Below are 24,060 nucleotides of genomic sequence, written 5' to 3' on the forward strand. Positions count from 1 at the left end.
GAACGAGGAGAGCTTCTTTCCATTGCCTGCTGCCGGTCGAACCGGAGTTCTCTCGCCGGTGTTCGGATTAGCCTCAAATCAGACAACATGGGCCGCCGAGATACTAGCGCGCACTCGAGCTCCTCTCGGGGTTCCCCCCAAGGACCGGGACCGCAGCCACTAGAACCACGTTAGAGGGTGCGGGGCCGGGGGTCCAGCAGCACTCCGTTTCCTTGACTGCACAGGCACGTACGCACTCGAATTGTTTGCCACCGGGCTGCGATTAAGGGAAGAGGTTCTGGTCGCCCGCTGACGGGAAGTCCGCCCGGCCAAGCCTTCTATTCAAGCCTGCCTATAGATCGCACGGCTGACGCGACCTGGAATCGCGGCGTGGAATGGGGCGCCAGTCCCCCATCAGGAGCCATGCGGTCTTTGGTGACTGCGACCCTGCAGGATGATGCCGAAGCTGCCGGCATGTTTCACGTGAAACCTGCCAGACGCTGCAGCTGGCCAAATCCCGTGCTGAGGCTGCGTGGAATCCAAGTTAGAGAGCAAATTGCGAACAGAGGGACCCACTTGATTACGCCTCCCTGGTCAAGGGAAAAGAACTGTAGTGAATGATGATCGGTGCATATCTAAGAGTCAACTTTCACTTCGCCTCGTTTGGGCGGTTGTCGATTCACGGCAGAGGTTCTGTTTCACGTGAAACATCGAGACACTGGCCTTGCCCGGCGGATCCACGAATGAGCGTCGGGTTCTGTTTCACGTGAAACATTACGACGATCGTATTGCGCGACAGGTCCATACTGGAGCAGTGGGCGTGTTTCACGTGAAACATCAGGGCGCATCAGTCACCGGCAGCGGAACGCGTGGGTGGTGGCGGCCGGCGCTGGGAACAGGCCTCGTAAGTGGGTCAGTTGATCATGTGCTCTCTGGATTTTCGTCTGAATTTGCTATCCGGTGAGTGAATACCTCGTGAATCAGGTCCCTCCAGCCTTTGCCTGGATTTGCTGGACGACGTCCGCGGAATATTGAGCGTCTCTGTCATGACGGAACGCCTCGTGCGCCGCCTGGATTTGGGGCGTTGGTCCGCAGGACGCGATTCAGATCATGTAGCTGGCCTACTTCAGTGGTAACCCATTGCTTGCGTCATCACCGGCCATCCACTATGTCGACGGTCGGCGCATTGACCATCAAGGCATCGAGTCCTACGACCGCGATTTCTTGATCCACCTCCTGGGCCTTGATTTCCGCATCGGGGTCCAATGTTTCACGTGAAACGATTCCGGGCGCGGCATGCTCAAGTCGCTACTGGGGCGAGTTCTGCACCCACGGCTACGGCCAAGGCCATGGCCCGATGACGACCGTATTTGGCACGCGGGCTAGATAGTGCCTGCAGAATGTCATGAAATGCAGAAACGTCCATGAGGCCTTGATTCCCATGTTTCACGTGAATGCGTGTTTCACGTGAAACACGGTAACACGCCAGACGGCCGACGAGCATCCCTTGAGCACTACAGCGCTCACGATGACGGACGACAGCATCCCTCAGGGGCAGGGTTTCGAGGATTCAGCGAGAATGGCCAGCGGACAGAAAATTACATCAGCAGACAACCCCCAAAGCTTGCTCTATCAGTCGGAAAAGGTGCTCGCTTCAATCCGGGCAGTCCCGCTCCCCTCTGTGGACCGTGGATCCAACAAAAAAATGGCCCCCGCCAGAAGCGGGGACCATTTTTCAATCAGCCTAGGACAGGACGTCCGCGAATTCCTTCTCAAAGAACTGCTTGGGCCGGGCGCCGATAACGGTGCTCTTGACCTCGCCGCCCTGGAACAGGTAAACGGCCGGGATGGATGTGATGCCGTACTCGGCTGCAATGGCCGGGTTGTCGTCAACATTCACTTTGACCACATCAACCTTCTCGCTGTACTCGACCGAAATCTCGTCAAGAATCGGTCCCAGCTTGCGGCAGGGGCCGCACCATTCAGCCCAGAAATCGACGATGACGGGCTTCTCGGAGGCCAGCACATCAGTGCTGAAGCTGGCGTCAGTTACGTCTTTTGCGTTGCTCATAACCTTTGTCTCTCTTCCGTTGGTTGCTGCGCGCCGTTTAGGCGTGGAAATCTGCGAGGTAGTGCTCGACGTCGAGGGCGGCCACACAACCGGAACCGGACGCGGTGATCGCCTGGCGGTAGGTCGGATCGATCACGTCGCCGGCGGCGAAAACACCCTGGACGCTGGTCTTCGACGTGCGGCCGTCGACCGCGATGGTTCCCTCTGCGGTCAGTTCGAGCTTGCCCTTGACCAGATCGGTGCGAGGATCATTGCCGATTGCAACGAACACTCCGGTCACGGCCAATTCGGTTTCCGCGCCGTCCACCAGGTTCTTCAACCGCAACCCGGTGACTTTGTCCTGTCCCAAAACGTCTTCGACGCCGGTGTTCCAGACGAAGTTGATCTTCTCGTGGGCCAAGGCGCGGTCCGCCATGATCTTTGAAGCGCGGAGGGTGTCGCGGCGGTGCACAACGGTGACGGACTTGGCGAACTTGGTGAGGAACAGCGCCTCTTCCATCGCGGAGTCGCCGCCGCCGATTACCGCGATGTCCTGATCCTTGAAGAAGAAACCGTCGCAGGTTGCACACCAGCTGACACCGTGGCCTGAAAGCCGCTTCTCGTTCGGCAGTCCGAGCTCGCGGTAGGCCGAGCCGGTGGAAAGAATGATGGAGCGGGCCTTGAAGGTCTCCCCCGTGCCGATGGTGACGGTCTTGACGTCGCCGTCGAGGTCCAGTTCGGTGACGTCCTCGAACTGGATCTCCGTGCCGAAGCGCGCGGCCTGCTTTTCGAAGTTCTCCATCAGGTCCGGGCCCATGATGCCGTCCGGGAAACCCGGGTAGTTCTCCACGTCCGTGGTGTTCATCAGTTCGCCGCCGGCCGTGACCGAGCCTGCCAGGAGCAGCGGCTTCAGGTTCGCGCGCGCCGTGTACACCGCTGCGGTGTAGCCCGCCGGGCCGGAGCCGACGATGATCACATCACGTACTTCGGAGGCAGTGTTTTCTGCGTTGCTCACTGAACGGTGAACCTCTTCCTTTGTCGATGCGCCCGCCTCGATAGGCCGGCCACATGGCACAACTAATGCCGGGCATTGAATATTCCGGCCGAAATGGGCGTCACGGAGCAACACCACTACTCAGGGTACCGGTTTGCCGCGGATGGAGCCGGTGTCGGCCCCGGATTGCAAGGCCGCGACGGATTACAGGGCCGCGACCGGATAGAGCCGCTACGGCCCAGGGTCCGCTACTGTACTGGGCCGCTACTGTACTGGGCCGCTACTGCACCTTGATCTCGGCCAGGCGCAGGCCGTACCCGTAGCGGGTCTTGGGAGCGGCCAGCTTGGGAAGCGTCTTGATGGACACGATCAAATATTGCGCTGTGACCGGTTCAGGGAGCGGCATCGTGAGGTCCGGGGACGTAAAGCTGTTGCTGCCAATGGGCTTCGCACCGTCCAGGGAGGGGCTGTTATTGGTGAACACGCTGATGCTGCCGCCGGAGGCGCCGAGCTGGCTCAGGGTGACGGAGGAGACCTTGGAAGGGCCCTTCAGCTTGACGACGAGCGGAACCTCGGAGGCAAGTCCGCCCCAGTCCTCCGTGGCGAATTCCATGTCGGACCAGAAACTCGCCCCGTTCCCGTCAAACGTCTTGACGAGGTCGGAGTCGTAATTCCCGGCGAAATCGAAGTTGCCGAGTCGTGTCACGCCCTCGATGACGGGCGGCCCGGCGGCCGGTGCCTTGCTGGCGGTCGGCGACGGTTGCCCGGTGGACTGTTGCGGCGCGCTGGACGCCGCGGGGGACGGGGCGGCGGTCTGCGGGTTGCTCTTGAAGAGGCTGCCAAGGTTGGTAACCGCGAAGATGAGCCCCACCACCAGCACGGCAGCCAGGAGGCCGCCCACCAGCCAGCGCATGGAACGCGGTTCCCGGCTGGGCTCGTCTCCGTCCTCGTACTCGTACTCGTCCTCATCGACGGCGGCACGGGCCGAGGCGGGGAAGTTGCCCGGAGCCCGATCCGCGGTGTCGAAACCGGCACCGGCCAGTCCGGCGGCCGCAGCTGCGCCGCCGTGGTGCTCTCCGGCACCGGGCTGGTCGTCGCCGGTGTAGTCGTCGTCGGACCACAAGGAAACTTTAGGTGCCGCGGCGGTGGCCGGCTGCTGCGCTGCCGAGTCGGCCTGGCGGGATGCTGTGCCGCCCTGGACGGGCTGCGGCGCCGACGAATGTGCCGCGGTCTCCTGCGGTGCGGTTGTGGGGGCTTTGGGGGCCCTAGCGGCCGCTGCCCCCGCTGCTGCTGCCGCGCCAGTCGCGGCGGCGGGCGCCGACGTGGGCCGGGACGGTACGTCTGCTGGGGATGCCGACGGGGAAACCGGGGGTTGTCCGGCTGCGGCCTGGGTCTGCCCGTAGTTGATGTACCCGGCGTCGACTTCCTCGTCGTCGTAGAGTCCGTCGTAGGTTTCGGGTTCGTGGGACCGGGCCTGCCCGAAGATTTCGCTGCCCAAGGTGTCTGTGAAGAAAGGTTCGACGTACGGCGGGCTGGACGACACCACAAGATCAAGGAGGTCCGCCGCCGAGGTGTGGTTGGTGATCAGATAAGTGGTGGACTCGCTGACGCCAAGGTCGAGGATCTGCACGCTGCCGGGACGTTCGCCCGTGGCCACTTCACGGGCGCTCTGGGCCACCTGGTCGGCGTTGCCCGGGCCGGCGACGAGGATGCTCACGGGCCGGTTGAGCACCTGGTCCACACCGTCCAGCACCAGATCCTGGTCATGTGAGGTCAGTACGGTGGCAGTGACCTTGTAGCGGCCACCGAGTACTGATCCGACATCGATCGGGTGGGACACGGGCTCCTCCTAGACTGTCCGGGACCTGCCGACGTGGCCACTCTGAGAGTGACCGTGCGCCCTCCGGTAAGCCGGTTGACCGCTGGTCCGCAACTTCCCTTGTTAGTCTTCGATCCTAGCCGATGCTCTGTCCGGGCCGCGTGAGCATGGCGTTTTGAAACGGAGCCGGGCTTATTTTTTCTTTTTCCGGCCAAACGGGAAATAGGGGTTGTGACCGGCCGGGCCCTGGTAGGTCCGGCGGCCCGGCAAGGGAACATCGCCCCGGCCCAAACCGCCCTGCGCAGTGCTGGGGAGGTCCTCGGCCGGCAGATAGCCGCCCTCCGGACCGGACGGACGCCCGTAAGGGAACGAGTCCTCTTCCCGGATGTCGGGGCCGGCGCGGAAGGACTCGGCGTCGAACCCGCCGGAAATTCGCGGAATCAGGCCTGTATCCACCGAGGTGGTGGCCCGCTCGGGCGCCCTTCGCACCTCCGGTGCGCCGCCTGCCTGCGGCTCGGTGCCCGGCTCGGCGGTGCGGCGCCGGAGTCGCCCAAGCAGCGGCTGCAGGAGGTCCTGCAGTTCGGTCACCCGGAAGAGCTTCAATAGCAGGAGGTAGGCGGCCAGCATGACGGGACCGACGACGACGATCGTCACCAGAGCGGCGATCCGGTTGCTCCAGGCGTAGCCGTCCGGGTTGTAGCTGCCCAGCAGCCACAGGGCCACGGCTCCGGCCAGGGCAGAACCCAGGGCCGCGTAGCCCATGCGGATGTAGGAACTGGCAATGCGGGGTCCGTCGAGGTGGCCCAGGAGCCGGCGCAGGAAGGTTGCGCTGACGATCACGGAGAGGATGTTGCCGGCGGTGTAGAGGATGGCTATGGCGAAGATGATCTGATCGAACGGCAGGAACTGGATTGCGAACGCGGCCACTACGTTGACCAGTGCCAGGACCAGCTGGATGAAGAACGGCGTCCGGGCGTCCTCGTTGGCGTAGAACACGCGCGACATCATGAAGTTGGCGCTCATGAAGGGGGTGCTGAGGGCCAGGATGGTGAGGGTCTGGGCCAGCATGACGCCGTCCAGGCGCACGTCGCCGGAGAAGAACATGCCCAGCGGCCCGGCCAGCGCGAAGAGCGCCAGCGCGCCGAAGACGGTGGCCACGGCCATGGTCCGCAGCCCGTGGGAGAGCGCGCTGCGCAGCGCGGCCCGGTCTCCGTCCTGCGACGCCCGGGTCATCCGGTTGAACAGCACGGTGGCCAGGGACAGGGCGATGATGGAGTGTGGCAGCAGGTACAGCTGGCTGGCCACCTCCAGCACGGCGTTGCCCGGAATGCTGGCCGCCGCGGGATCCCCCGCTTGTTGGAGGCGGGCCCGCTCCGCGCCCGGAATCGTGGCGATGCGCATGACGTAAAGGAAGGCCAACTGCCCCACGGCGGCTGTCGCCAGGGTCCAGACGCTCAGCTTTGCGGCATGGCCCAGCCCGACCCCGCGCCAGCCGAAGCGCGGCCGCAGCCCCAGCCGGAGCCTGAACACGGGAATGAGCAGGACGGCGGTCTGGGTGACGACGCCGATCGTGGAGAATCCGGCCACGAGGATGGTCTGGAAGGACCCCCAGTTCTCGATCGTGTGGGGATTGGCGGCGTTGGTGCCCATGATGGCGATGAACATGCCCAGCCCGGCGATTGCCACGATGTTATTGACGATCGGCGCCCACATCGCGGGTCCGAAGGCTCCGTGGGCGTTCAGGACCTGGGTCAGCAGGGCGTACAGGCCGTAGAAGAAAATCTGCGGAAGGCACCAGAACGCGAACGATACCGCGAGGGCCTTCTGTTGCGGCGAGTAGCCCTGGGTGGTCAGTTGAATGACCGTAGGCGCCAGCACCGTGACCAGCAGCGTGAGCACCAGCAGCACCAGGACCGCCAGCGTCAGCAGTCGGCTGATGTAATCCGCACCCTTGTCCGGCGCCTTGCTGGCCTTGATGATCTGCGGCACCAGAACAGCATTGAACACTCCGCCCGCCACCAGCAGGAAGATCAGGTTAGGGAGGTTGTTGGCATTGATGAAGGTGTCATTGACGGAGGAGCCCAGGCCAAGGGCGGTCGCCAGCATCCACGTCTTTGCGAAGCCCAGGAAACGTGAAACGAGCGTTCCGGCCGCCATGATGGCGCTGGAACGGGCTTCTCCGGACTGGACAGCTTTGGAATCGGCGGGGCCGGAGGGTACGGGGGCGGGTTTGGCAGATGACATCGTCTTCATCGTCTCACCCGCGCGGGGCATTAGTCGCTATCGGTGGCCGTGACCGGCCGCGCCTGCGGCCTTCAGCGGACTTCCGGGAGGACTTCCTTGGCCAGATCCGCGATGCGTCGCTCATTCGGGAAGGACAGTTTGCGGGCCAGCTCCTGGATGGGAATCCACGCGACGTCAACGGCTTCCTTGTCCGGATCGTTTTCGATGGTGAGTTCTCCGCCGGTGGCACGCAGGAGGTAGTGGTGCACGGTCTTATGGACGCGGTGCCCGCTAACGGTGAACCAGTAGTCGATGCTTCCCAGCGGTGCCAGGATCTTGCCTTCGATCCCGGTTTCCTCGGCGATCTCGCGGACCGCAGCTTCCTCGTTGCTTTCCTTGCCTTCCGGGTGCCCCTTCGGCAGGCACCACTCGAGACGGCCGCCGCGGTTGAGGCGCGCGATGATCGCTACCCGCAGGTCGGCGTCGGACATGTCCACCACGACGCCGCCGGCGGAGATTTCCTCCACGGTGGGCAGGGAAGCGTGGCCCGTGTGCTGGACAGGCGCGACATTGGCACCTATTGCCGATGGCAACGGTGCGTTTGTCCTCCTGCCGGGAGCGCTCGGTACGGGATGGGCCATGAGGTCCACTCTAACGACTCTTGCCCGCTGTTGATGACCTAAACGTGGCCGGAAAGTGGACGGCCGGGAAAGTCGGCCCGCGCCGATTCGTCCGCAATCGTGACGAATCGGCCGGATCCTCGAGGGTTCCGGTGTGGTGCTGGCGCGGTTTTCTGACAAGCTTAAGTAACTATGGCGCACGCACATCACAAGACTGACTCCCACACCGTTTCTTTCCAGGTGGATCCGGTGGTTCTGGAGCTCGGGCAGCGCTTCGTCGACGCCGGCCACGAGCTGTCCCTCGTGGGCGGGCCCGTCCGTGACCTGTTTCTTGGCCGGATCTCGCCCGACCTCGACTTCACCACTGACGCGACACCGGACCAGACGGTCGCCCTGATCAAAAAATGGGCGGACAACTATTGGGAGATCGGGCGCGCCTTCGGCACGATCGGGATGCGCAAGGGCGACTTCCAGATCGAAATCACCACGTACCGGGCTGACGCCTACGATCCTGAATCCCGCAAGCCTCTAGTGGCCTTCGGAACATCGCTCACGGATGACCTGCTGCGGCGGGACTTCACGATCAACGCCATGGCCCTGCGGCTGCCCATGCTTGAGCTCGTCGATCCCTTCGGAGGCGTCCGCGACCTGCACGCCTCGATCCTCAACACCCCGGGACCGCCGGAAACGTCCTTCTCCGACGACCCCTTGCGCATGATGCGCGCGGCGAGGTTCGCGGCCCAACTGGGGGTGTCGGTGCACCCCGAAGTCCGCGAGGCGATGGTCCGGATGGCGGAACGGATCAGCATCATCTCGGCCGAACGTGTGCGCGATGAACTAGTCAAGCTCATCTGCGCCGCGCAGCCGCGGGCCGGCGTGGACCTGCTGGTCGATACCGGACTCGCGGACCTGGTGCTGCCTGAAGTCTCGGCGCTGCGACTCGAATCCGATGAACACCACCGCCACAAGGACGTCTACCAGCACTCGCTCCAGGTCCTGGAACAGGCCGCCGCCCTGGAATCGAAGGCGGACGGCCCGGTTCCCGGCCCGGACTTTGTGTTGCGGTTCGCGGCGCTGATGCACGACGTCGGCAAGCCGGCCACGCGGCGCTTTGAACCGGGCGGTGCGGTGAGCTTCCGCCACCACGACATGGTGGGCGCCAAGCTGACCGCGAAGCGGATGAAGGCGCTCCGCTTCGACAACGACACCATCAAGGCGGTGGCCAGGCTTGTGGAGCTGCACATGCGCTTCTACGGTTACGGCGAGGCCGGCTGGAGCGATTCCGCGGTCCGGCGCTACATCACCGACGCCGGGCCCCTCCTGGAGCGTCTGCACCGGCTCACCCGCTCCGACGTCACCACCCGGAACCAGCGCAAGGCGGACCGGCTGTCCTTCGCCTACGATGACCTCGAGACCAGGATTGCGGCGCTGCGGGAACAGGAATCCCTCGACGCCGTCCGCCCGGACCTTGACGGTGGCCAGATCATGGCCCTGCTCGGTCTCAAGCCCGGTCCCGTGGTGGGCCGCGCCTACAAATTCCTGCTCGAAGAACGCATGGAGCACGGTCCGCTCGATCCCGCCGTCGCCGAATCCCGCTTGCGGGAGTGGTGGTCGGCCCAGCCCGAGGCGGCGCCCGCCGGCGCCGGACTTTCCACCACTGAGGAGTCCTAAGTGACTGCACCATCCAACAGCCCCCGCCCCCAACTGTGGATCCTGCGGCACGGCGAAACAGAGTGGTCCAAGAGCGGGCAGTACACCGGGCTCACCGACATGCCCCTCACGGTGGAAGGCGAGCAGCAGGCCGTGGAGGCGCGCAGGGTGCTCGAGACCGTCGACTTCGACCTCGTGCTGACCTCGCCCCTGCGCCGCGCGCGCCGGACGGCCGAACTCGCCGGCTACCCCGACGCCCAGCTCGAGCCGCTGGCAGTGGAATGGGACTACGGCGACTACGAGGGCATCAGCTCAGACCTGATCCGCAAGGACAACCCCGAATACCTGATCTGGACGCACGGCGTGCCCAACGGTGAAGCGCTCGACGACGTCGCCGCCCGGGCGGACAAGATCGTGGCCCGGGTACTGGAATCGGGTCTGGACAATGTGCTGATCGTCGCGCACGGACATTTCTCCCGCATCCTGACCGCCCGGTGGCTCGGACTCGACCCCCGCGAGGGCCGGCATTTCGTGTTGGGCACTGCCAAAGTCTGCACGCTGGGTTGGGATAAGAAGACCCCGGCAATCGTGCGCTGGGGACTCTAAACCCGTTTTTTAAAACAAAGTCCAAAAAAGTTTATGAATTCGGTAGGCAACTGCCGCATTCGTAGTGTATTTTTATTTCTGACCCCAGAGCGACTTGCCGGGGTCACGGCGCGCGTCGCCCGGCCAGTCAGCCGGAGCCACGGCAGAACAGAAAAGGAGGTTGGGAAAATGATGATTACTTTGACTAGCGGATGGATGTACTGCACCACCGCGAACCCGGCCTCGTTCGCTGAACCGCGCCCAAATGCCGGACTGACTGTTTCCTGACCGCTTTCACGTCCCAGGTAATGCAGCCTGGGGCCGGCGGCAGCTGGCTTCCTCAACGGAAAGCCTAGTGACGGCAGCCTGAACAGGCGGAACCACGCGGTTGCGCAGCTTCCCCATAGTTCGGAACCCAGCTTCTTGTTGGGGTTTCGGCGCTACCGCGTTCAGGGGCCATTCTCCATCGAATAACATTCCTATCCGAAATCCCGGCTTAATTAAAGCCCGGTAATTCCAGGCCTAATTGTCGGGCCCCGAATCGGCTATTCGAATTCAACGTATCTACGGCTCTATTTGTCGCGCCCAAAATATGCCCGCCCGTTTCATCCGGCCGTTACCCCTAAGTCGCACCGAGCCGGCCTGCAATCCCCCACCAACGAAAGGTCCCTGTGACTACCGCAACCACCGCTCCAGCCCGCCGCACCGCTCTACCCGCCACTAAGTCGTACCGGTCAAGTCTCCGAGAGGAGGTAATAACCATGATGAACAAGCTCTATACGGTCCTGTTCCGGAAGCCGTCACGCAGGGAGTCGACGCGCTTCAACGGCCAGCTCCTGGACCAAAGGCGCGACGACGCCTTCCTCGTAATGCGTCAGGCCGGCCTGTTTCGCTGAACCCCTGTCCGCAGCGAAGGAGAACCTGATGACTGACATCGGAACCGACCCCAGGGAGCCCGTGCGGCGACGCACGGGCTCCCCCCTTTTAAGCCCCCTCAGTTCCCGCCTCCGCGGCGTGGCCGGCGATCCGACGTGCCAGGAACGCCACAGCGCGGCATTGGGGCAACGGCCCCCGGTAAGCTCAAGGTCATGCAGGAGACAAAGCCGCCGGAGCGCAAACGGGTCCGATTGGTCATCCCGAGCCGCAGCGACCCTTTTCTCCGAAACTTCACGGAACTGGTAGGCGGTCCTTTAGGTCGCCTCTCGGCGCCCGGAATCGTTTCGCCAGGATTCTTCACGGTGGAGCGCGTTCTGGTGATCCTCACAGTCCTCGCCGCCCTGACCGGGATTCTGCTCAAGAACTTCTGCCGCACCAACGGCTGGGAAACCCCGGGACAGTTCTACGCCACGTGCTACTCGGACTTTCCGGAACTGTTCCGCAACCGCGGCCTCGGCGATGGCGCCTTCCCCTTCATCACCCAGGGAAGCCTCTTTGAGTACCCCGTGCTGATGGGGTTCATCGCGGGCGCCACGGCGCTTCTGGTGCCCGGCGCCGGCACCGGGGACCCCCGCGTCCTCGGCTACTTCGACGTCAACGCCACCCTGATCGCCGCCGTTTGGATCATCACGGTGCTGGCCACGGCGCGAACCAACCGGCGGCGGTCCTGGGACGCGGCGATGGTTGCCCTCGCCCCCGGCATCGTCCTTGCCGGCGTCATTAACTGGGACATGTGGGCCGTGTGCATGCTGGCTCTGGGCATGTACTTCTTTGCGCGAAACAAGCTTGTCCTCGCCGGAATCTTCATCGGCCTGGGCACGGCCACCAAGCTCTACCCCCTGTTGATCCTCGGCGCCGTCCTGCTGCTGGCGCTCCGGAGCGGGCGCATCCGCGCGCTCCTTATCACTGCCGGTGCCGCAGCCGCGGCCTGGCTGGCGGTCAACGTCCCGGTGGCCGCGGCGAATCCGGACGGCTGGAAGTACTTCTACCAGTTCACGCAGGAGCGGCCGGCGGGCTACAGCTCACCCTGGTTCGCCTACAACCTGGTGGCCGCCCGGCTGGGCTGGAATCCGCTTGAAGCCGAGGCCATCAACTCCCTCGCACTGGACCTGTTCCTCCTGGCCTGCATCCTGATTGCCGTCCTGGCCCTGACAGCACCCCGCCGGCCGAGGATCGCGCAGCTGGCGTTCCTGATCGTGGCCGCCTTCATCCTGACCAACAAGGTGTACTCCCCCCAGTTCGTGTTGTGGCTGATCCCCCTGATCGCCCTCGCCCGGCCCCGCTGGCGTGACTTCGTCATCTGGCAGGCCATCGAGGCACTGCACTGGGGCGCCATCTGGATGTACCTCGGGCAGGCGACCAGCGGAGGCTCGACCCAGCACAACATCGACATGCCCTATTACGTCCTGGCCGTGGTTGCCCACATGCTCGCCACCGCGTACCTGATGGCGCGTGTCGCCTGGGACATCTGGGATCCGTCCTACGACGTGATCCGCCGCCACCGCATCGATGACCCGCATGGCGGCCCCTTCGACGGTGCCCCGGACTGGCTGCGGATTGATCTCCGCCGGCCCGCGGCGTCCATAGTGCCTTGGCGGAAAAGTGCCGTGGCGGAAGGCCGCGGCGCATGACTGACGTCGCCGTCGTCGGTTCCGGCCCCAACGGGCTGGCCGCGGCGGTGACCATGGCGCGGGCCGGGCTCAAAGTCCACGTGTTCGAGTCGGCCGCCACCCCGGGCGGCGGACTGCGCACCGCCGAACTGATGGAACCGGGGCACTTCCACGACGTCTGTTCGGCCGTGCACCCCATGGTTCTGGCCTCACCTTTCTTCCGCAGGTTCGAGCTGTCCCGGCGCGTGCCGCTGGACGTGCCGGTGCTCTCGTACGGATCCCCGCTCGACGGCGGCCGTGCGGCGCTGGCCTACCGCTCCCTGGACCGCACTGTTGCCGAACTCGGGCGGGACGGCGCCGCGTACCGCCGGCTCATGGAGCCTCTTGTGCGGCGGGTGGAGGGCGTCGCGGACCTGACCCTGAACCAGCTGCTGCGGATTCCGGGAGATCCCGTCGCAGCGGCCGCATTCGGCCTCCGCGCGCTCGAACAAGGCTCGCCGCTGTGGAATGCGAGGTTCAGCCAGGACCTGGCTCCCGCACTGCTGAGCGGCGTTGCCGCGCATGCCGTGGCGCCGCTGCCCTCGGTCACCGCCGCCGGCGCCGGCCTGATGCTGGGCGCCCTGGGGCATGCCGGCGGCTGGCCTATTCCGCGCGGCGGGTCGGCCACGATTGCCCAGGCGCTCACCGCCGACATCGAAGCCCATGGCGGGGTGATCGAGACCGGGCGGCAGATCACTTCACTCGCGGAGCTGCCGCCGGCCCGGGCCACCCTGCTGGATGTGGCGGCCCCCGCGCTGCTGCACCTGGCGGAGGGCAGGCTCCCGGCACGCTACCGGAGCGCCCTGGCGTCCTTCCGCTTCGGGAACGCGGCCTGCAAGGTCGACTTCATCCTCGCCGGACCGGTGCCGTGGGCGGCGGAGGGCCTCGCGCATGCCGGGACAGTGCATGTGGGTGGCACCAGGGCGGAAACAGCCGAAGCGGAGCGCCTGGTTGCGGCGGGACGGCATCCGGACCGGCCCTACGTGCTGGTCTCCCAGCCCTCTCGTTTCGATGCCGGCCGCGCCCCGGCCGGCCGGCACATCCTGTGGACCTATTGCCATGTTCCGGCCGGCTCCGCTGTGGACATGAGCGAAGCGGTCATGGCGCAGCTGGAGCGCTTCGCGCCCGGGTTCCGGGACCTGGTGGTCCAGTTCAAGGTGACGACGGCCGCGGGGCTGGCGGCGTACGACGAGAACTACGTCGGCGGCGACTTCGGCGCCGGCCGCATGGACCTTTGGGGCATGCTGCGTCGGCCGGTGCTGAGCCCCGTTCCATGGCGGACGCCGCTGCCCGGCGTGTACCTGTGTTCCTCGTCCACCCCGCCTGGTCCCGGCGTCACCGGGATGCCCGGCTTCCACGCCGCCAGGTATGCCCTCAAGGACATGTTCGGGCTAGGCGTCCCGGACCTCGGCTACCGGGTCCCCTAACCCGATCGCGGGTCCCCTAACCCAACAGCGGGGTCACCGCGGCCGGCGTCGGCGCCATAGAGGACAGCCGTCCGTCGCGCATGCTCGCCACGGCGTCCGTGATCGGGACGAAGTCGGTGTCGTGGGTGACCATGACAGTTGCCACGCTGAACTCGTCCGTGACCTGCCGCAGCAACCGGACGATCGCCTCGCTGCGGTGGTGGTCGAGGGCCGCCGTCGGCTCGTCCACGAGCAGCACGGCAGGGTTCCCCATGAGGGCCCGGGCAATGTTGACGCGCTGGCGCTGCCCGCCGGAAAGCTGGTGCGGCCGCTTCGCCAGGGCGTTGCCGAGACCCACGAGGTCCAGCAGTCCTGCCGCGCGTTCCCCGGCAGCCCGGGCGCCCCCGCCGCGCAGGCGCTGGGTGATCACCAGCTGCTCCATCGCGGTGAGGGAGGGCAGGAGGTTGGGCTGCTGGAAGATGATGCCGATCTTGTCCCGGCGCAGTGCGGTGCGCCCGGCGTCGGGCAGTCCGCCGGCGTCCTGGCCGTCGATCACGACCAGACCGGCGGAGGGCCGGACGAGGGTGGCCGCGACGGCGAGCAGTGACGACTTGCCGGACCCGGAGGGGCCGATAAGGGAAACAAACTCCCCGGCGCGGACCTTGAGGTTCACGTCGTCCAGGGCCTTGAGGGTGCCGTCTCCGTCCGGGTACTCCAGTGTGACGTTGACAAGGTTGAGGGCGGACTGGTTCAGGGCGGACTGGTTCGGTGCGGAATTCACGAGATATGCCTTTCGAAGAATATAAGGGACCGGGCCTGGGGCTGGTCAGTTGCCGCCGAGGGCCATCAGCGGATCGACGCGGGCGACGCTGCGGACCGCCAGGGCTGCCCCGGCTAGGCCCAGGAGCACGATTCCGGCGATGGGCAGCAGCGTTGTCCAGGGCGTGAGGAGGAACGGCGCCGCCTGGGACGCGAGGACCCCGCCGACCACACCGGCCAGCCCACCCGCCGCGGCGCCGGCCAGCAGGACCAAGGCTGCCTGAGCCATGGCGTCCCGGAGGATGTAGCGGGCGGACCCGCCGAGTGCTTTCAGCACGGCGATGTCCCGGGTGCGCTGGACCGTCCAGACCGTCAGGAAGGCGACAATCACGAGGGCCGAGATGCCGTACAGGAATGCCTGCATGAGCAGGAGCGAGCCGTTCTCGCTCTTGTAGGAGCCGAGGGCCTGAAAGGATCCGTCCACGGTGGTGCTGACCGTTTCCGCAGCTGCATTGGCGGCAGCGGTATCCACGGCGGGTGCGGCGTCGGAGTCAAACTTCACGGCCAGCACCGTCGCGGCGCCCGTGTCCGGAATGTGGGCCAGCTGCTGCCAATCGGCCAACGTGGTCCACACGACTCCGGTGTGTGAATACCACTGCTCCGGAACGACGGCCGCCACCACGAGGTCGGTGCCGCCCACCGAGGCGCGGCTGCCGATGCTGAGCCCCAGGTCCTTGGCCAGTCCCGCTCCGACCGCGATGGTTCCCTCTGTCAGCGGGGCGGGGGCCAGGCCTGTGCCGGGCTCCGTGCCGAAGACCGCAACGCTTGCCGTGCGTGCCGGCACGCCTCCGGCGCCGAGGGCCTGGAAGCGGCTCTGGCTGATGCCTATGGCGTCGGCCCGGGCGACGCCGTCGCGTGCCGTCCACTGGGACTGTTGGGCGCGCGTGACTTCGGATTCCGTGAACGAGGCCTTGGGTGCGCTCCCGGCCGGGGCGCCGAAGACCAGCTGGTCGGCCGGGAGGGCGGCGAGGGCCGACGTCGACTGGTTTCCGAGTCCGGCCGTGAGCCCGGATAGCATGACGAGCAGGAGGGTGATGAGCGCGACGACCGCGCCCATCAGGGCGAACCGGCCCTTGGCAAAGCGGATATCGCGAATGGCGAGATACATGGTTGTCCTTTTTCGTGACGTTTGTGGCGTTGCTTCCAGCCTTCCCTCCGCCGGGCTCCGAGGCATCGGCCGCCCGGTTGGACCGCCGCCACCGAGCGGACGGCCCGGCGATCAACCAAAAGGTTGATTCCGCCGGTGGCGGGCCGTTTTCCGCAGGAGCCCGGCCCGGCCGGCACTACGCTGGAAGCATGGAGGGCAACGCCGGCAACACGGTCCACGAGGGCACACGACACGTCGGCACGCCGCACGCGGGCGCGGAACCCACCGGGGCGGCCGTCATTCTGCGCGTCCTTCGCGTCAGCCTTCACGTCGGCTTCGCGGTGCTGCTCCTGGTGGCGCTGGTCCGGCTCGTGGCCGGCGGAATCGCGGGCCAGGGCTGGGTCACGTTGCTGCTGGCCGTGCTGCTGGCCGCCTTCTACCTCGTGGGCACCGTCCTGGAGAAACGGCATGCAGCCCACCGGACCCGGTTCGATCCGCGGCCCTACTCGGCCTGGTGGCTGGGCGGCGTCAGCCTCCTGTGGCTGCTGCTGATCTGGACCAGCGCCGACTTCGTCTGGCTGGCCTTCCCCCTGTTTTTCCTGCAGTTGCACGTGCTCCGGCGCCGGCTGGCGCTGCCGGCGATCGCACTCAGCACCCTTTTTGTCATTGGGGCGCTCTGGTTCCACAACGGCGGTATTGCACCTTCGGAGCAGGCCGGTGCGGATCCGACCAGCGCGGCGCTGCAACTGCCCATGGTCCTCGGCCCGGCGTTCGGCGCAGCCTTCGCCGTGGTCACGGGACTGGCCTACCGGGCGCTGTTCCTGGAGGCGGAAAACCAGCGGCTCGCCGCCGAGGAGCTCCGCCGCACCCGTGCCGAACTCGCCCGAACCCAGCACAATGCCGGCACCTTGGCCGAGCGCACCCGGCTGGCCCGCGAAATCCATGACACCCTCGCCCAAGGCCTGTCCAGCATTGTGCTGATGGGGCGCGCGGCCGAGAAGGCTCTGGACGACGGCGAACCCGCGGTGGCACGGGAAAGGATCCGCATTGTCCGGGACACGGCCGCCGCCAATCTTGCGGAGGCCCGCAACTTCGTCCGGGCCCTCCAGTCCCCCGATCTCGAGGACGGTACCCTCGTCGCCGGCCTCCTCCGGCTGTGTGAAATGACCGAAGCGGAGACCGCCGCGCGGGGTACTGGGCTGCGCTGCCGCCTCGACGTCGAAGGTGTGCCGGTGGAACTCCCCGCCGCCCACCAGACGGTCCTGCTCCGGGCCGCACAGGCGAGCCTGGCCAATGTGCGGGTTCACGCGCAGGCGAGCACCGCCGTCGTCACCCTTTCCTTCCTGGGCCCGGAAGTGGCCATGGACATCTACGACGACGGCACCGGGTTCGACCCCGCGGCCTTGCCGGCCCGTCCGGACGGTTCCGGCTATGGGCTGACGTCGCTGCGGGAACGCGTGGCTGCCCTCCACGGCCAGCTGGACATCGAGTCTGCCCCCGGTGAGGGAACCGTGGTGGCCATCCGGCTGCCGCTGGGTCAAGCGCCCGATACGGCGTCCGGCACCGTTCCTGGTTCCAATGCCGCGTCGGCGCAATCCAGTGGGCGTCGGCAATGAACACCATCCGGGTGTTCCTGGTAGACGACCACCCGGTGGTCCGGGCCGGGCTGCGTGCGATGCTGGGTGATCTGCAGGGCATCACCGTGGTGGCCGAGGCCGCCGACGGAGGTGCCGCCCTGGCCGGACTGGCCAAGCTCCATACCCTGGGCGAGCCTGCGGACGTGGTGCTCATGGACCTGCAGATGGGCGCGGGAATGGACGGCGTCACCGCCACCGGCCGGATCAAAGCGGGAGAGGCCGGGCAGCCGGCGCCCCCAGTGCTCATCCTCACCACCTATGACTCCGACGCCGACATCCTCGCCGCCGTCGAGGCCGGCGCCAGCGGCTACATGCTCAAAGATGCCCCGCCGGAGCAGATCCGCCAGGCGGTGCTCTCCGCCGCGGCCGGCGGGACGGCGCTGGCACCCGAGGTCGCGGCCAGGCTGATGGGCCGGATCCGGAATCCGGAGCCGGCCCTGTCCGCCCGCGAGATCCAGCTGCTCGAACTGCTGGCCACCGGGATGGGAAACCGGGCGATCGCGAAGCAGCTGTACATCTCCGAGGCCACGGTCAAAACCCACCTCGTGCACATCTACGGCAAGCTCGGCGTGGACAACCGCACTGCCGCGATCGCCGTGGCCGCGCAGCGCAGGATCATCCGGCGGCCCTAGGCGTGCCCAGGCGTACCCGCCGCCTGGGTTCGTGCCGGTGTCATGCGCCGGCGGCTGTGTCATGCGCCGGTGCTTTGTGACAGGGGAGTTGTCAGTGGTCCGGGGCATAATGGCGCCATGGGGAAATCATCAAAACTTGCACTGGCCCTTGTGGGTCTTGTTCTTGGCGCCTCGCTGGTCGCCTGCGGAGACGGCCGGGACGGCGCAGAAGGCGCCGCCCAGCAGCTCGCCATTGCGGTGTCCGCGCTCGATGTCGGATCCGTCGCCTTCGAGGGGAAGGAATCGGGCGCCGCCAACGAGCAGCTCAAGGAAATATTCCAGGGACTGGACCCGGACAAACCAGACGTGCAGGCCGGCGAGCTGACCTTCGAGTCGGACACGGCCACGTTTCCGCTGAACTACACCTGGAAAGTCGGCGCGGAGGAATGGAAATACACCGTTTCCGCGCAGCTGAAGAAGTCCGGCGACAAGTGGCTCACGGTGTGGAAGCCGGCCATGCTGGTTCCCGACCTCGCTGACGGGGAGATCCTCACCCGCGCCACCCAGACGCCGCAGCGGGCGTCTATCCTGGGCGCCGGCGGCGCTCCGCTGGTGATGTACCGGCCGGTGGTCAACGTTGGTATCGACAAGCCGGCACTCGGCGACGCGGACCCCGCCGGCTCCGCCACCAAGCTTGCCCAACTGGTCGGCGTGGACCCGGCAGCCTACGCCCGGCAGGTCGCGGCGGCCGGTCCGGACGCCTTCGTCCCGGCCATCACCTTCCGCGAGGACGGTTCCCGGACCATCACCGACGAGCAGATCTCCGCCATCCCCGGCGCCCGCGCCATCCAGGACAGCCTGCCGCTGGCACCCACCCGCACGTTTGCGCGGGCACTTCTGGGTACAGTCTCCGAGGCGAACGCGGAGCAAATCGAGAAATCCGGCGGCGCGCTCAAGCCCGGGGACACCACGGGCGCCGGGGGCCTGCAGCAGCAGTATGACGCGCAGCTGCGCGGAACCGACGGCATCGTGATCCGGGCACAGAAAGCCGGACTCACGGCCGCGGAAATCCAGGCGGCCAACCCCGATCCGAGACGCGTGCTGTTCCAGACTCAGATAAAAGCAGGAACCCCGCTGAAAACCACCCTGGACCCGAAGCTGCAGCAGCTGGCGGAAGACGTGCTCGGCAAGGTCGGCCCCGCGTCGGCCATCGTGGCGCTCCGGCCCTCCAGCGGCGCCGTACTGGCGGCCGCTTCCGGGCCCGGCAGCAACGGCTACGACACCGCGATGCTGGGACAGTACGCCCCCGGATCGATCTTCAAGATGGTCGATTCCCTGGCCATGTTCCGCAAGGGGATGACCCCCGATTCCAAGGTGGACTGCCCGGCGACCCTCACGGTGGACGGCCGCACCTTCAAGAACGCGGAGGGATACCCCGAATCCTCCCTGGGTTCCGTGACGCTGCGCGACGCCTTTGCGCACTCCTGCAACACAGCCTTCATCAACGCCCGCGACACCGTCAGCCAGGCGCAGCTCGAATCCGCCGCGACCTCGCTGGGCGTGGCAGTCGAAGCGCCCGCGCTCGGCGCCGCCGCGTTCCTCGGCTCGGTCCCCGGGGAAGCTGCAGAAACCGAACACGCCGCCTCCATGATCGGCCAGGGCAAAGTGCTCCTGTCCCCGCTGGCCGCCGCCATCATGGCCGGCTCCGTCGCCAAGGGAGCCCCGGTGGCCGCCCAGCTGGTATTGAATCCGAATGCGGGCGTCACGTCCCCGGGTGCCGAGGGCACGCCCACTGCCGGCACCGGAACAGGCACGGCGCCGGCAGCGGCACCGGCCACGGCCGCCAAGACGCCGGTAACGGCAGCGGAAGCCGCGGCGTTGGCTGACATGATGCGGGCCGTCGTGACCAGCGGGCATGCCGGGTTCCTGGCCTCCGTCCCGGGCGAGCCCGTCGGCGCGAAGACCGGAACGGCTGAGTTCGGCAAGGACACCCCGCCCAAGACCCACGCCTGGATCGTGGCTGTGCACGGTGACCTGGCCGTCGCCGTCTTCGTGGAGGACGGCGGCCTTGGAGCCACCACGTCCGGGCCGCTGCTCAAGGAGTTCCTCACCCGAGCCAGCTGACCGGAAAAGTCCCGCGCCACCCGGGCGTGGGAAGACCGTGGGAAGATTGAACGCGTGGCTCATATTGACGTTTCCGGCATCGACTACTTCCTCTCCGACGGCACCCAGCTGCTCAACGGGGTGACCTTCAAGGTCCCGGACGGCACCAAGACGGCGCTGATCGGGCCCAACGGAACCGGCAAGACCACGCTGTTCCGGATCATCTCCGGCGACCTCGTTGCGGATGAAGGCGTGATCGGCCGGTCCGGCAACATGGGGATCATGCGCCAGTTCGTGGGCCAGGTCCGGGATGACTCCACGGTCCGCGACCTGCTGGTCTCCGCCGCCCCGCCCGCGCTGGCCGCCGCCGCGCGTACCGTCGACGAGGCAGAACTCGCCATGCTGGAGCACGACGACGAGCCCACCCAGATGGCCTATGCCCAGGCCATCGTGGACTGGGGAGACGCCGGCGGCTACGACGTCGAGACCGTCTGGGACGAGGTCTGCATGACCGCCCTCGGGCTGCCGTTCGACCGGGCGCAGCACCGCCCGGCGTCGAGTCTCTCCGGCGGCGAACAGAAGCGGCTGGTCCTCGAGGCCCTCTTCGCCGGCCCCGACGAACTGCTGCTCCTGGACGAGCCGGACAACTACCTCGACGTGCCGGGCAAGCGCTGGCTCGAGGCCAAGCTGAACGAGTCGAAGAAGACCGTGTTCTTCATCAGCCACGACCGTGAACTGCTCAACAACGCCGCCGGCCGCATCGTCACGCTGGAACCGGGCATCAACGGCGCCGGCGCCTGGATCCACGGCGGCGGCTTCGGCTCCTACGTGGATGCCCGGGCCGACCGGAACGCGCGCTTCGAGGAGCTGCGCAAGCGCTGGGACGAGGAGCACGTAAAGCTCAAGGAACTCGTCAACATGTACAAGAACAAGGCCGCGTTCCGTTCCGACATGGCCAACCGCTATCACGCGGCGCAGACCCGGCTCGCGAAGTTCCTCGAGGCCGGTCCGCCCGAGGCCCTGCCGATCGAACAAAACGTGCAGATGCGGCTCAAGGGCGGCCGCACCGCCAAGCGCGCCGTCGTGGCGGAGAAGCTTGAACTGACGGGGCTGATGAAGCCGTTCTCCACCGAGATCTGGTTCGGCGACCGGGTGGGCGTCCTGGGTTCCAACGGTTCGGGCAAGAGCCACTTCCTGCGCCTGCTCGCCACCGGCGGCACGGATCCGGAACGGGAGCACCTGCCGGTGTCCGACGTCGAGATCGCGGAGGTGCCGCATGAGGGCACCGTGAAACTCGGCGCCCGGATCCGGCCCGGCTTCTTCGCCCAGACCCACGTCAGGCCCGACCTGCTGGGTAAGACCCTGCTCGAAATCCTCCACCGGGGCGATGAACACCGCTCCGGAATGGGCCGCGAAGCCGCTGCCGGGGCGCTGGACGGCTACGGCCTGGCGGCGCAGTCCGAGCAGAAGTACGAGTCCCTCTCCGGTGGCCAGCAGGCGCGGTTCCAGATCCTGCTGCTGCAGCTCTCGGGCGCCACGCTGCTGTTGCTCGACGAGCCCACCGACAACCTGGACCTGCACTCGGCCGAGGCCCTGGAACGGGCGATCGACCACTTCGAGGGCACCGTCCTGGCGGTCACCCACGACCGCTGGTTCGCCCGCACTTTCGACCGCTTCCTGGTCTTCGGCTCCGACGGCAGGGTCTACGAGTCCGCCGAACCGGTCTGGGACGAAAAACGCGTCGAGCGCGCCCGCTAAGCCGCACGACGGAGTCCACAAAGCAACGCGGGGTCAGGTACGGCCCATGCCGGGGGCGGTTATGGGCGCTAAGTGACCCCGCGTTGCCCTGTATGTCGCGCAACAAATGATTAAATAATCACAAACCGTTAGCATTTGATCATGAACACTGATGAGCGGCACCGCCTGATCGGCGGACTGCTTCGCAACCGCGAACAGGTGACGGTGGACGATCTGAAGGCCGCCTGCGGCGCCTCCGGTGCCACCATCCGGCGCGACCTCGACGTCCTGGCCCTGCACGGCGTGCTGCGGAGGGTCCACGGCGGCGCCAGGAGCCTGGTTTTCGGCGGCGAGAACCCGCAATACGGGCAGCGCGAGCTGGAGGACCACTCCGCCAAAGTGCGGATCGCCGCCGGTGTGGCGGCCATGCTCCAGGGCCGGGGACACGTCTGGCTGGACAGCGGCACCACGGCCACGGAGATCGCCCGCCAGTTGCGCCAACGCGAGATGACGATCATGCCGATGTCGTTGCGAGCCGTCACCGCGCTGTCCCGGGACGATGTGCCTGCCGGGCGCCGCCCCGAGCTCCTGATGCCGGGCGGCGCCCTCGTCCCCGGTGAACTGTCCTTCCGCGGGCCCATGACCGAAGCCAACATCCGCTCGCTGCGGTTTGACGCCGCCGTGGTCACGCCGTGCGCCCTGAACCTTAAGGACGGGCTGTTGGCCCACGATCTCGACGACGCCGCAGTCAAGCGCGCTGGCTTGGAATCCGCGGCCCGGGTGATCGTCGCCTGTGCCGGAGCCAAATGGAACGCCAGCGCCGTCGCCCTCGTGGCTTCCCTGGATGCCGTGGATGTCATCGTGACCGACCGGCAGTTCAGCCCTGAAGAACTTGACCAACTCGCACAGCACTCGGTGGAAGCAGTGATCGTATGACCGGTACCGCAACCGTCCCGCAACTGAAGGCTGCCACCGGGGCAACTTTCCTTGTCTTCGGGATCAACGGATTAGTTTTCGCCAGTTGGGCCGCCCGCATCCCCGCGGTGACGGAGATCTTGCACATCACCGCAGGCCAGATGGGAACCCTGTTGCTGTGCCTGGCGGTCGGCTCGCTGATCGCCCTGCCCACGGCCGGGTTCGTCGTCGGCCGGATCGGCACCGCCAACACCGTCCGGAGTGCCGGACTTGTGGCCGCGGCGGCCGGCGTCGGCGTCGCGCTGTCCCTGATGGCGGCCTCCGTCCCGGGGACGGCGATCGCCCTGTTCTTCTTCGGGATCGGCGTCGGGCTCTGGGACGTTTCGCAGAACATTGAGGGTGCCGACGTCGAGCACCGGCTCGGGTGCACCATCATGCCGCAGTTCCACGCGGCCTTCAGCGGCGGCGCGTTCGTCGGCGCCCTGATCGGGGCCGGACTGTCCACCCTGGGGGTCGGGCTCCCGGAACACCTGCTGGTCATCGCCGCCGTCGTCGCCGTTCTGACCACGGTGGCCCCGCGGTACTTCCTGCCCCATCTGCCCGCCGAGGCGCCCGCCGCCGGGGACACGGACCACGGCAAGGCCGGGCGGGCCTGGCGGGACGGCCGCACGCTGCTGATCGGCGTCGTCGTTCTCGGCGCCACCTTGACTGAAGGCGCCGGCAACGACTGGATTGCCAAGGCCGCCGTTGACGGCCTGGGCGCTCACCAATCCACCGGGGCGCTGCTGTTCGCCGCCTTTGTCCTCGCCATGACCGCCATGCGCTTCTTCGGCGGCCGCGCCATCGACGCCTACGGCCGCGTGGCCGTGCTCCGCGCCAGCATGGCCGCGGCAGCTGCGGGCCTCTGCCTCTTCGTGTTCGCGGGAACCATCTGGCTGGCCGCTGCCGGCGCCGTGCTCTGGGGCGTGGGCGCCGCCCTCGCATTTCCGATCGGGATGTCCGCAGCGGCGGATGACCCCAGGAAGGCGGCCGCCCGGGTGTCGGTCGTGTCCACGCTGGGCTATGTTGCCTTCCTGGCCGGGCCGCCGCTGCTGGGCTACCTGGGCGATGTCACCGGTATCAGGACCGCCCTGCTGGCGATCGGGATTCCGATTCTGGTGGCCCTGGTGCTCGCTGGAGCCGCGAAGCCCTTGCCCGCGAGGTAAGTGCCCCGCTGCGTGCTCATTACATCCTCGCCGCG

18 protein-coding genes are annotated in these 24,060 nt (G+C 66.8%); 11 read left to right on the top strand and 7 right to left on the bottom strand.

Going from position 1 to position 24,060, the window contains the following annotated elements; genetic code table 11:
* Positions 1–1,723: 1,723 nt before the first annotated feature.
* The 5 genes from trxA to BLS42_RS13825 all read right to left on the bottom strand — a co-directional run bounded on the left by trxA (position 1,724) and on the right by BLS42_RS13825 (position 7,658).
* Positions 1,724–2,050, bottom strand: a complete 327-nt coding sequence (gene trxA / locus BLS42_RS13805; RefSeq protein WP_018775302.1) for a thioredoxin — start codon at positions 2,048–2,050, stop codon at positions 1,724–1,726.
* A gap of 37 nt (positions 2,051–2,087) precedes the next feature.
* Positions 2,088–3,044, bottom strand: a complete 957-nt coding sequence (trxB, locus tag BLS42_RS13810) for a thioredoxin-disulfide reductase (RefSeq protein ID WP_090582086.1) — start codon at positions 3,042–3,044, stop codon at positions 2,088–2,090.
* Positions 3,045–3,303: 259 nt separating this feature from the next.
* Positions 3,304–4,863 carry a protein kinase family protein gene (locus tag BLS42_RS13815; RefSeq protein ID WP_090582088.1) on the bottom strand — a complete coding sequence of 520 codons (1,560 nt, stop codon included), beginning with the start codon at positions 4,861–4,863 and terminating at the stop codon, positions 3,304–3,306.
* A gap of 171 nt (positions 4,864–5,034) precedes the next feature.
* Positions 5,035–7,095 (bottom strand): murein biosynthesis integral membrane protein MurJ, encoded by a 2,061-nt coding sequence (murJ, locus tag BLS42_RS13820; protein WP_090582266.1) that lies wholly within the window; start codon positions 7,093–7,095, stop codon positions 5,035–5,037.
* A gap of 62 nt (positions 7,096–7,157) precedes the next feature.
* Entirely contained in the window at positions 7,158–7,658 is a 501-nt protein-coding gene (locus BLS42_RS13825) for an NUDIX hydrolase (RefSeq protein ID WP_090582090.1), read from the bottom strand.
* Between the two features lie 219 nt (positions 7,659–7,877).
* Here BLS42_RS13825 and BLS42_RS13830 point away from each other — a divergent pair, with 219 nt between their 5' ends.
* From BLS42_RS13830 to BLS42_RS13845, 5 genes are all read left to right on the top strand, one after another.
* Positions 7,878–9,356 carry a CCA tRNA nucleotidyltransferase gene (locus BLS42_RS13830; protein WP_090582092.1) on the top strand — a complete coding sequence of 493 codons (1,479 nt, stop codon included), beginning with the start codon at positions 7,878–7,880 and terminating at the stop codon, positions 9,354–9,356.
* On the top strand, positions 9,357–9,941 hold the full coding sequence (locus BLS42_RS13835; protein WP_090582093.1) for a histidine phosphatase family protein: 585 nt from the start codon (positions 9,357–9,359) through the stop codon (positions 9,939–9,941).
* Positions 9,942–10,681: 740 nt separating this feature from the next.
* Positions 10,682–10,816, top strand: a complete 135-nt coding sequence (locus tag BLS42_RS20635) for a hypothetical protein (protein ID WP_256336470.1) — start codon at positions 10,682–10,684, stop codon at positions 10,814–10,816.
* A gap of 192 nt (positions 10,817–11,008) precedes the next feature.
* Positions 11,009–12,487, top strand: coding sequence for a glycosyltransferase family 87 protein (locus BLS42_RS13840; protein WP_090582095.1), 1,479 nt, complete (start codon positions 11,009–11,011; stop codon positions 12,485–12,487).
* Positions 12,484–13,932, top strand: a complete 1,449-nt coding sequence (locus BLS42_RS13845; protein WP_090582097.1) for a phytoene desaturase family protein — start codon at positions 12,484–12,486, stop codon at positions 13,930–13,932. The genes BLS42_RS13840 and BLS42_RS13845 overlap by 4 nt, the downstream gene beginning before the upstream one ends.
* A 16-nt stretch (positions 13,933–13,948) precedes the next feature.
* On the opposite strand, the gene BLS42_RS13850 is transcribed toward BLS42_RS13845, so the two are convergent.
* Complete coding sequence (locus BLS42_RS13850) at positions 13,949–14,692, bottom strand: ABC transporter ATP-binding protein (RefSeq protein WP_256336471.1); 744 nt, start codon at positions 14,690–14,692, stop codon at positions 13,949–13,951.
* A 45-nt stretch (positions 14,693–14,737) separates the two neighbouring features.
* On the bottom strand, positions 14,738–15,838 hold the full coding sequence (locus BLS42_RS13855) for an ABC transporter permease (protein ID WP_090582099.1): 1,101 nt from the start codon (positions 15,836–15,838) through the stop codon (positions 14,738–14,740).
* A gap of 188 nt (positions 15,839–16,026) precedes the next feature.
* Between BLS42_RS13855 and BLS42_RS13860 the strand changes: the two genes are divergently transcribed.
* The 6 genes from BLS42_RS13860 to BLS42_RS13885 all read left to right on the top strand — a co-directional run bounded on the left by BLS42_RS13860 (position 16,027) and on the right by BLS42_RS13885 (position 24,025).
* On the top strand, positions 16,027–17,433 hold the full coding sequence (locus BLS42_RS13860; protein WP_090582270.1) for a sensor histidine kinase: 1,407 nt from the start codon (positions 16,027–16,029) through the stop codon (positions 17,431–17,433).
* Positions 17,430–18,086, top strand: a complete 657-nt coding sequence (locus tag BLS42_RS13865) for a response regulator (RefSeq protein WP_090582101.1) — start codon at positions 17,430–17,432, stop codon at positions 18,084–18,086. The genes BLS42_RS13860 and BLS42_RS13865 overlap by 4 nt, the downstream gene beginning before the upstream one ends.
* 117 nt (positions 18,087–18,203) lie before the next feature.
* A complete protein-coding gene (locus tag BLS42_RS13870) occupies positions 18,204–20,189 on the top strand; it encodes a penicillin-binding transpeptidase domain-containing protein (protein ID WP_090582103.1) in 1,986 nt (661 codons plus the stop codon).
* 54 nt (positions 20,190–20,243) lie between these two features.
* Positions 20,244–21,926, top strand: a complete 1,683-nt coding sequence (locus tag BLS42_RS13875; RefSeq protein WP_090582104.1) for an ABC-F family ATP-binding cassette domain-containing protein — start codon at positions 20,244–20,246, stop codon at positions 21,924–21,926.
* Positions 21,927–22,067: 141 nt separating this feature from the next.
* The gene (locus BLS42_RS13880; RefSeq protein WP_090582272.1) at positions 22,068–22,841 is read left to right on the top strand and encodes a DeoR/GlpR family DNA-binding transcription regulator; all 774 of its coding nucleotides are present in this window, start codon (positions 22,068–22,070) and stop codon (positions 22,839–22,841) included.
* Positions 22,838–24,025 carry an MFS transporter gene (locus BLS42_RS13885; protein WP_090582106.1) on the top strand — a complete coding sequence of 396 codons (1,188 nt, stop codon included), beginning with the start codon at positions 22,838–22,840 and terminating at the stop codon, positions 24,023–24,025. The genes BLS42_RS13880 and BLS42_RS13885 overlap by 4 nt, the downstream gene beginning before the upstream one ends.
* Positions 24,026–24,060: the final 35 nt, after the last annotated feature.

Origin of the sequence: Arthrobacter sp. ov407, from assembly GCF_900102895.1 — a bacterium.
GTDB lineage: Bacteria > Actinomycetota > Actinomycetes > Actinomycetales > Micrococcaceae > Arthrobacter.

What these genes read in the sequence shown, in the direction of transcription:
- BLS42_RS13830 (WP_090582092.1), top strand. Translation starts at nt 7,878, where the DNA reads ATGGCGCACGCACATCACAAGACTGACTCCCACACCGTTTCTTTCCAG.
- BLS42_RS20635 (WP_256336470.1), top strand. Translation starts at nt 10,682, where the DNA reads ATGATGAACAAGCTCTATACGGTCCTGTTCCGGAAGCCGTCACGCAGG.
- BLS42_RS13880 (WP_090582272.1), top strand. Translation starts at nt 22,068, where the DNA reads ATGAACACTGATGAGCGGCACCGCCTGATCGGCGGACTGCTTCGCAAC.
- BLS42_RS13860 (WP_090582270.1), top strand. Translation starts at nt 16,027, where the DNA reads ATGGAGGGCAACGCCGGCAACACGGTCCACGAGGGCACACGACACGTC.
- BLS42_RS13855 (WP_090582099.1), bottom strand. Translation starts at nt 15,838, where the DNA reads ATGTATCTCGCCATTCGCGATATCCGCTTTGCCAAGGGCCGGTTCGCC.
- murJ (WP_090582266.1), bottom strand. Translation starts at nt 7,095, where the DNA reads ATGAAGACGATGTCATCTGCCAAACCCGCCCCCGTACCCTCCGGCCCC.
- trxA (WP_018775302.1), bottom strand. Translation starts at nt 2,050, where the DNA reads ATGAGCAACGCAAAAGACGTAACTGACGCCAGCTTCAGCACTGATGTG.
- BLS42_RS13840 (WP_090582095.1), top strand. Translation starts at nt 11,009, where the DNA reads ATGCAGGAGACAAAGCCGCCGGAGCGCAAACGGGTCCGATTGGTCATC.
- BLS42_RS13885 (WP_090582106.1), top strand. Translation starts at nt 22,838, where the DNA reads ATGACCGGTACCGCAACCGTCCCGCAACTGAAGGCTGCCACCGGGGCA.
- BLS42_RS13865 (WP_090582101.1), top strand. Translation starts at nt 17,430, where the DNA reads ATGAACACCATCCGGGTGTTCCTGGTAGACGACCACCCGGTGGTCCGG.
- BLS42_RS13870 (WP_090582103.1), top strand. Translation starts at nt 18,204, where the DNA reads ATGGGGAAATCATCAAAACTTGCACTGGCCCTTGTGGGTCTTGTTCTT.
- BLS42_RS13845 (WP_090582097.1), top strand. Translation starts at nt 12,484, where the DNA reads ATGACTGACGTCGCCGTCGTCGGTTCCGGCCCCAACGGGCTGGCCGCG.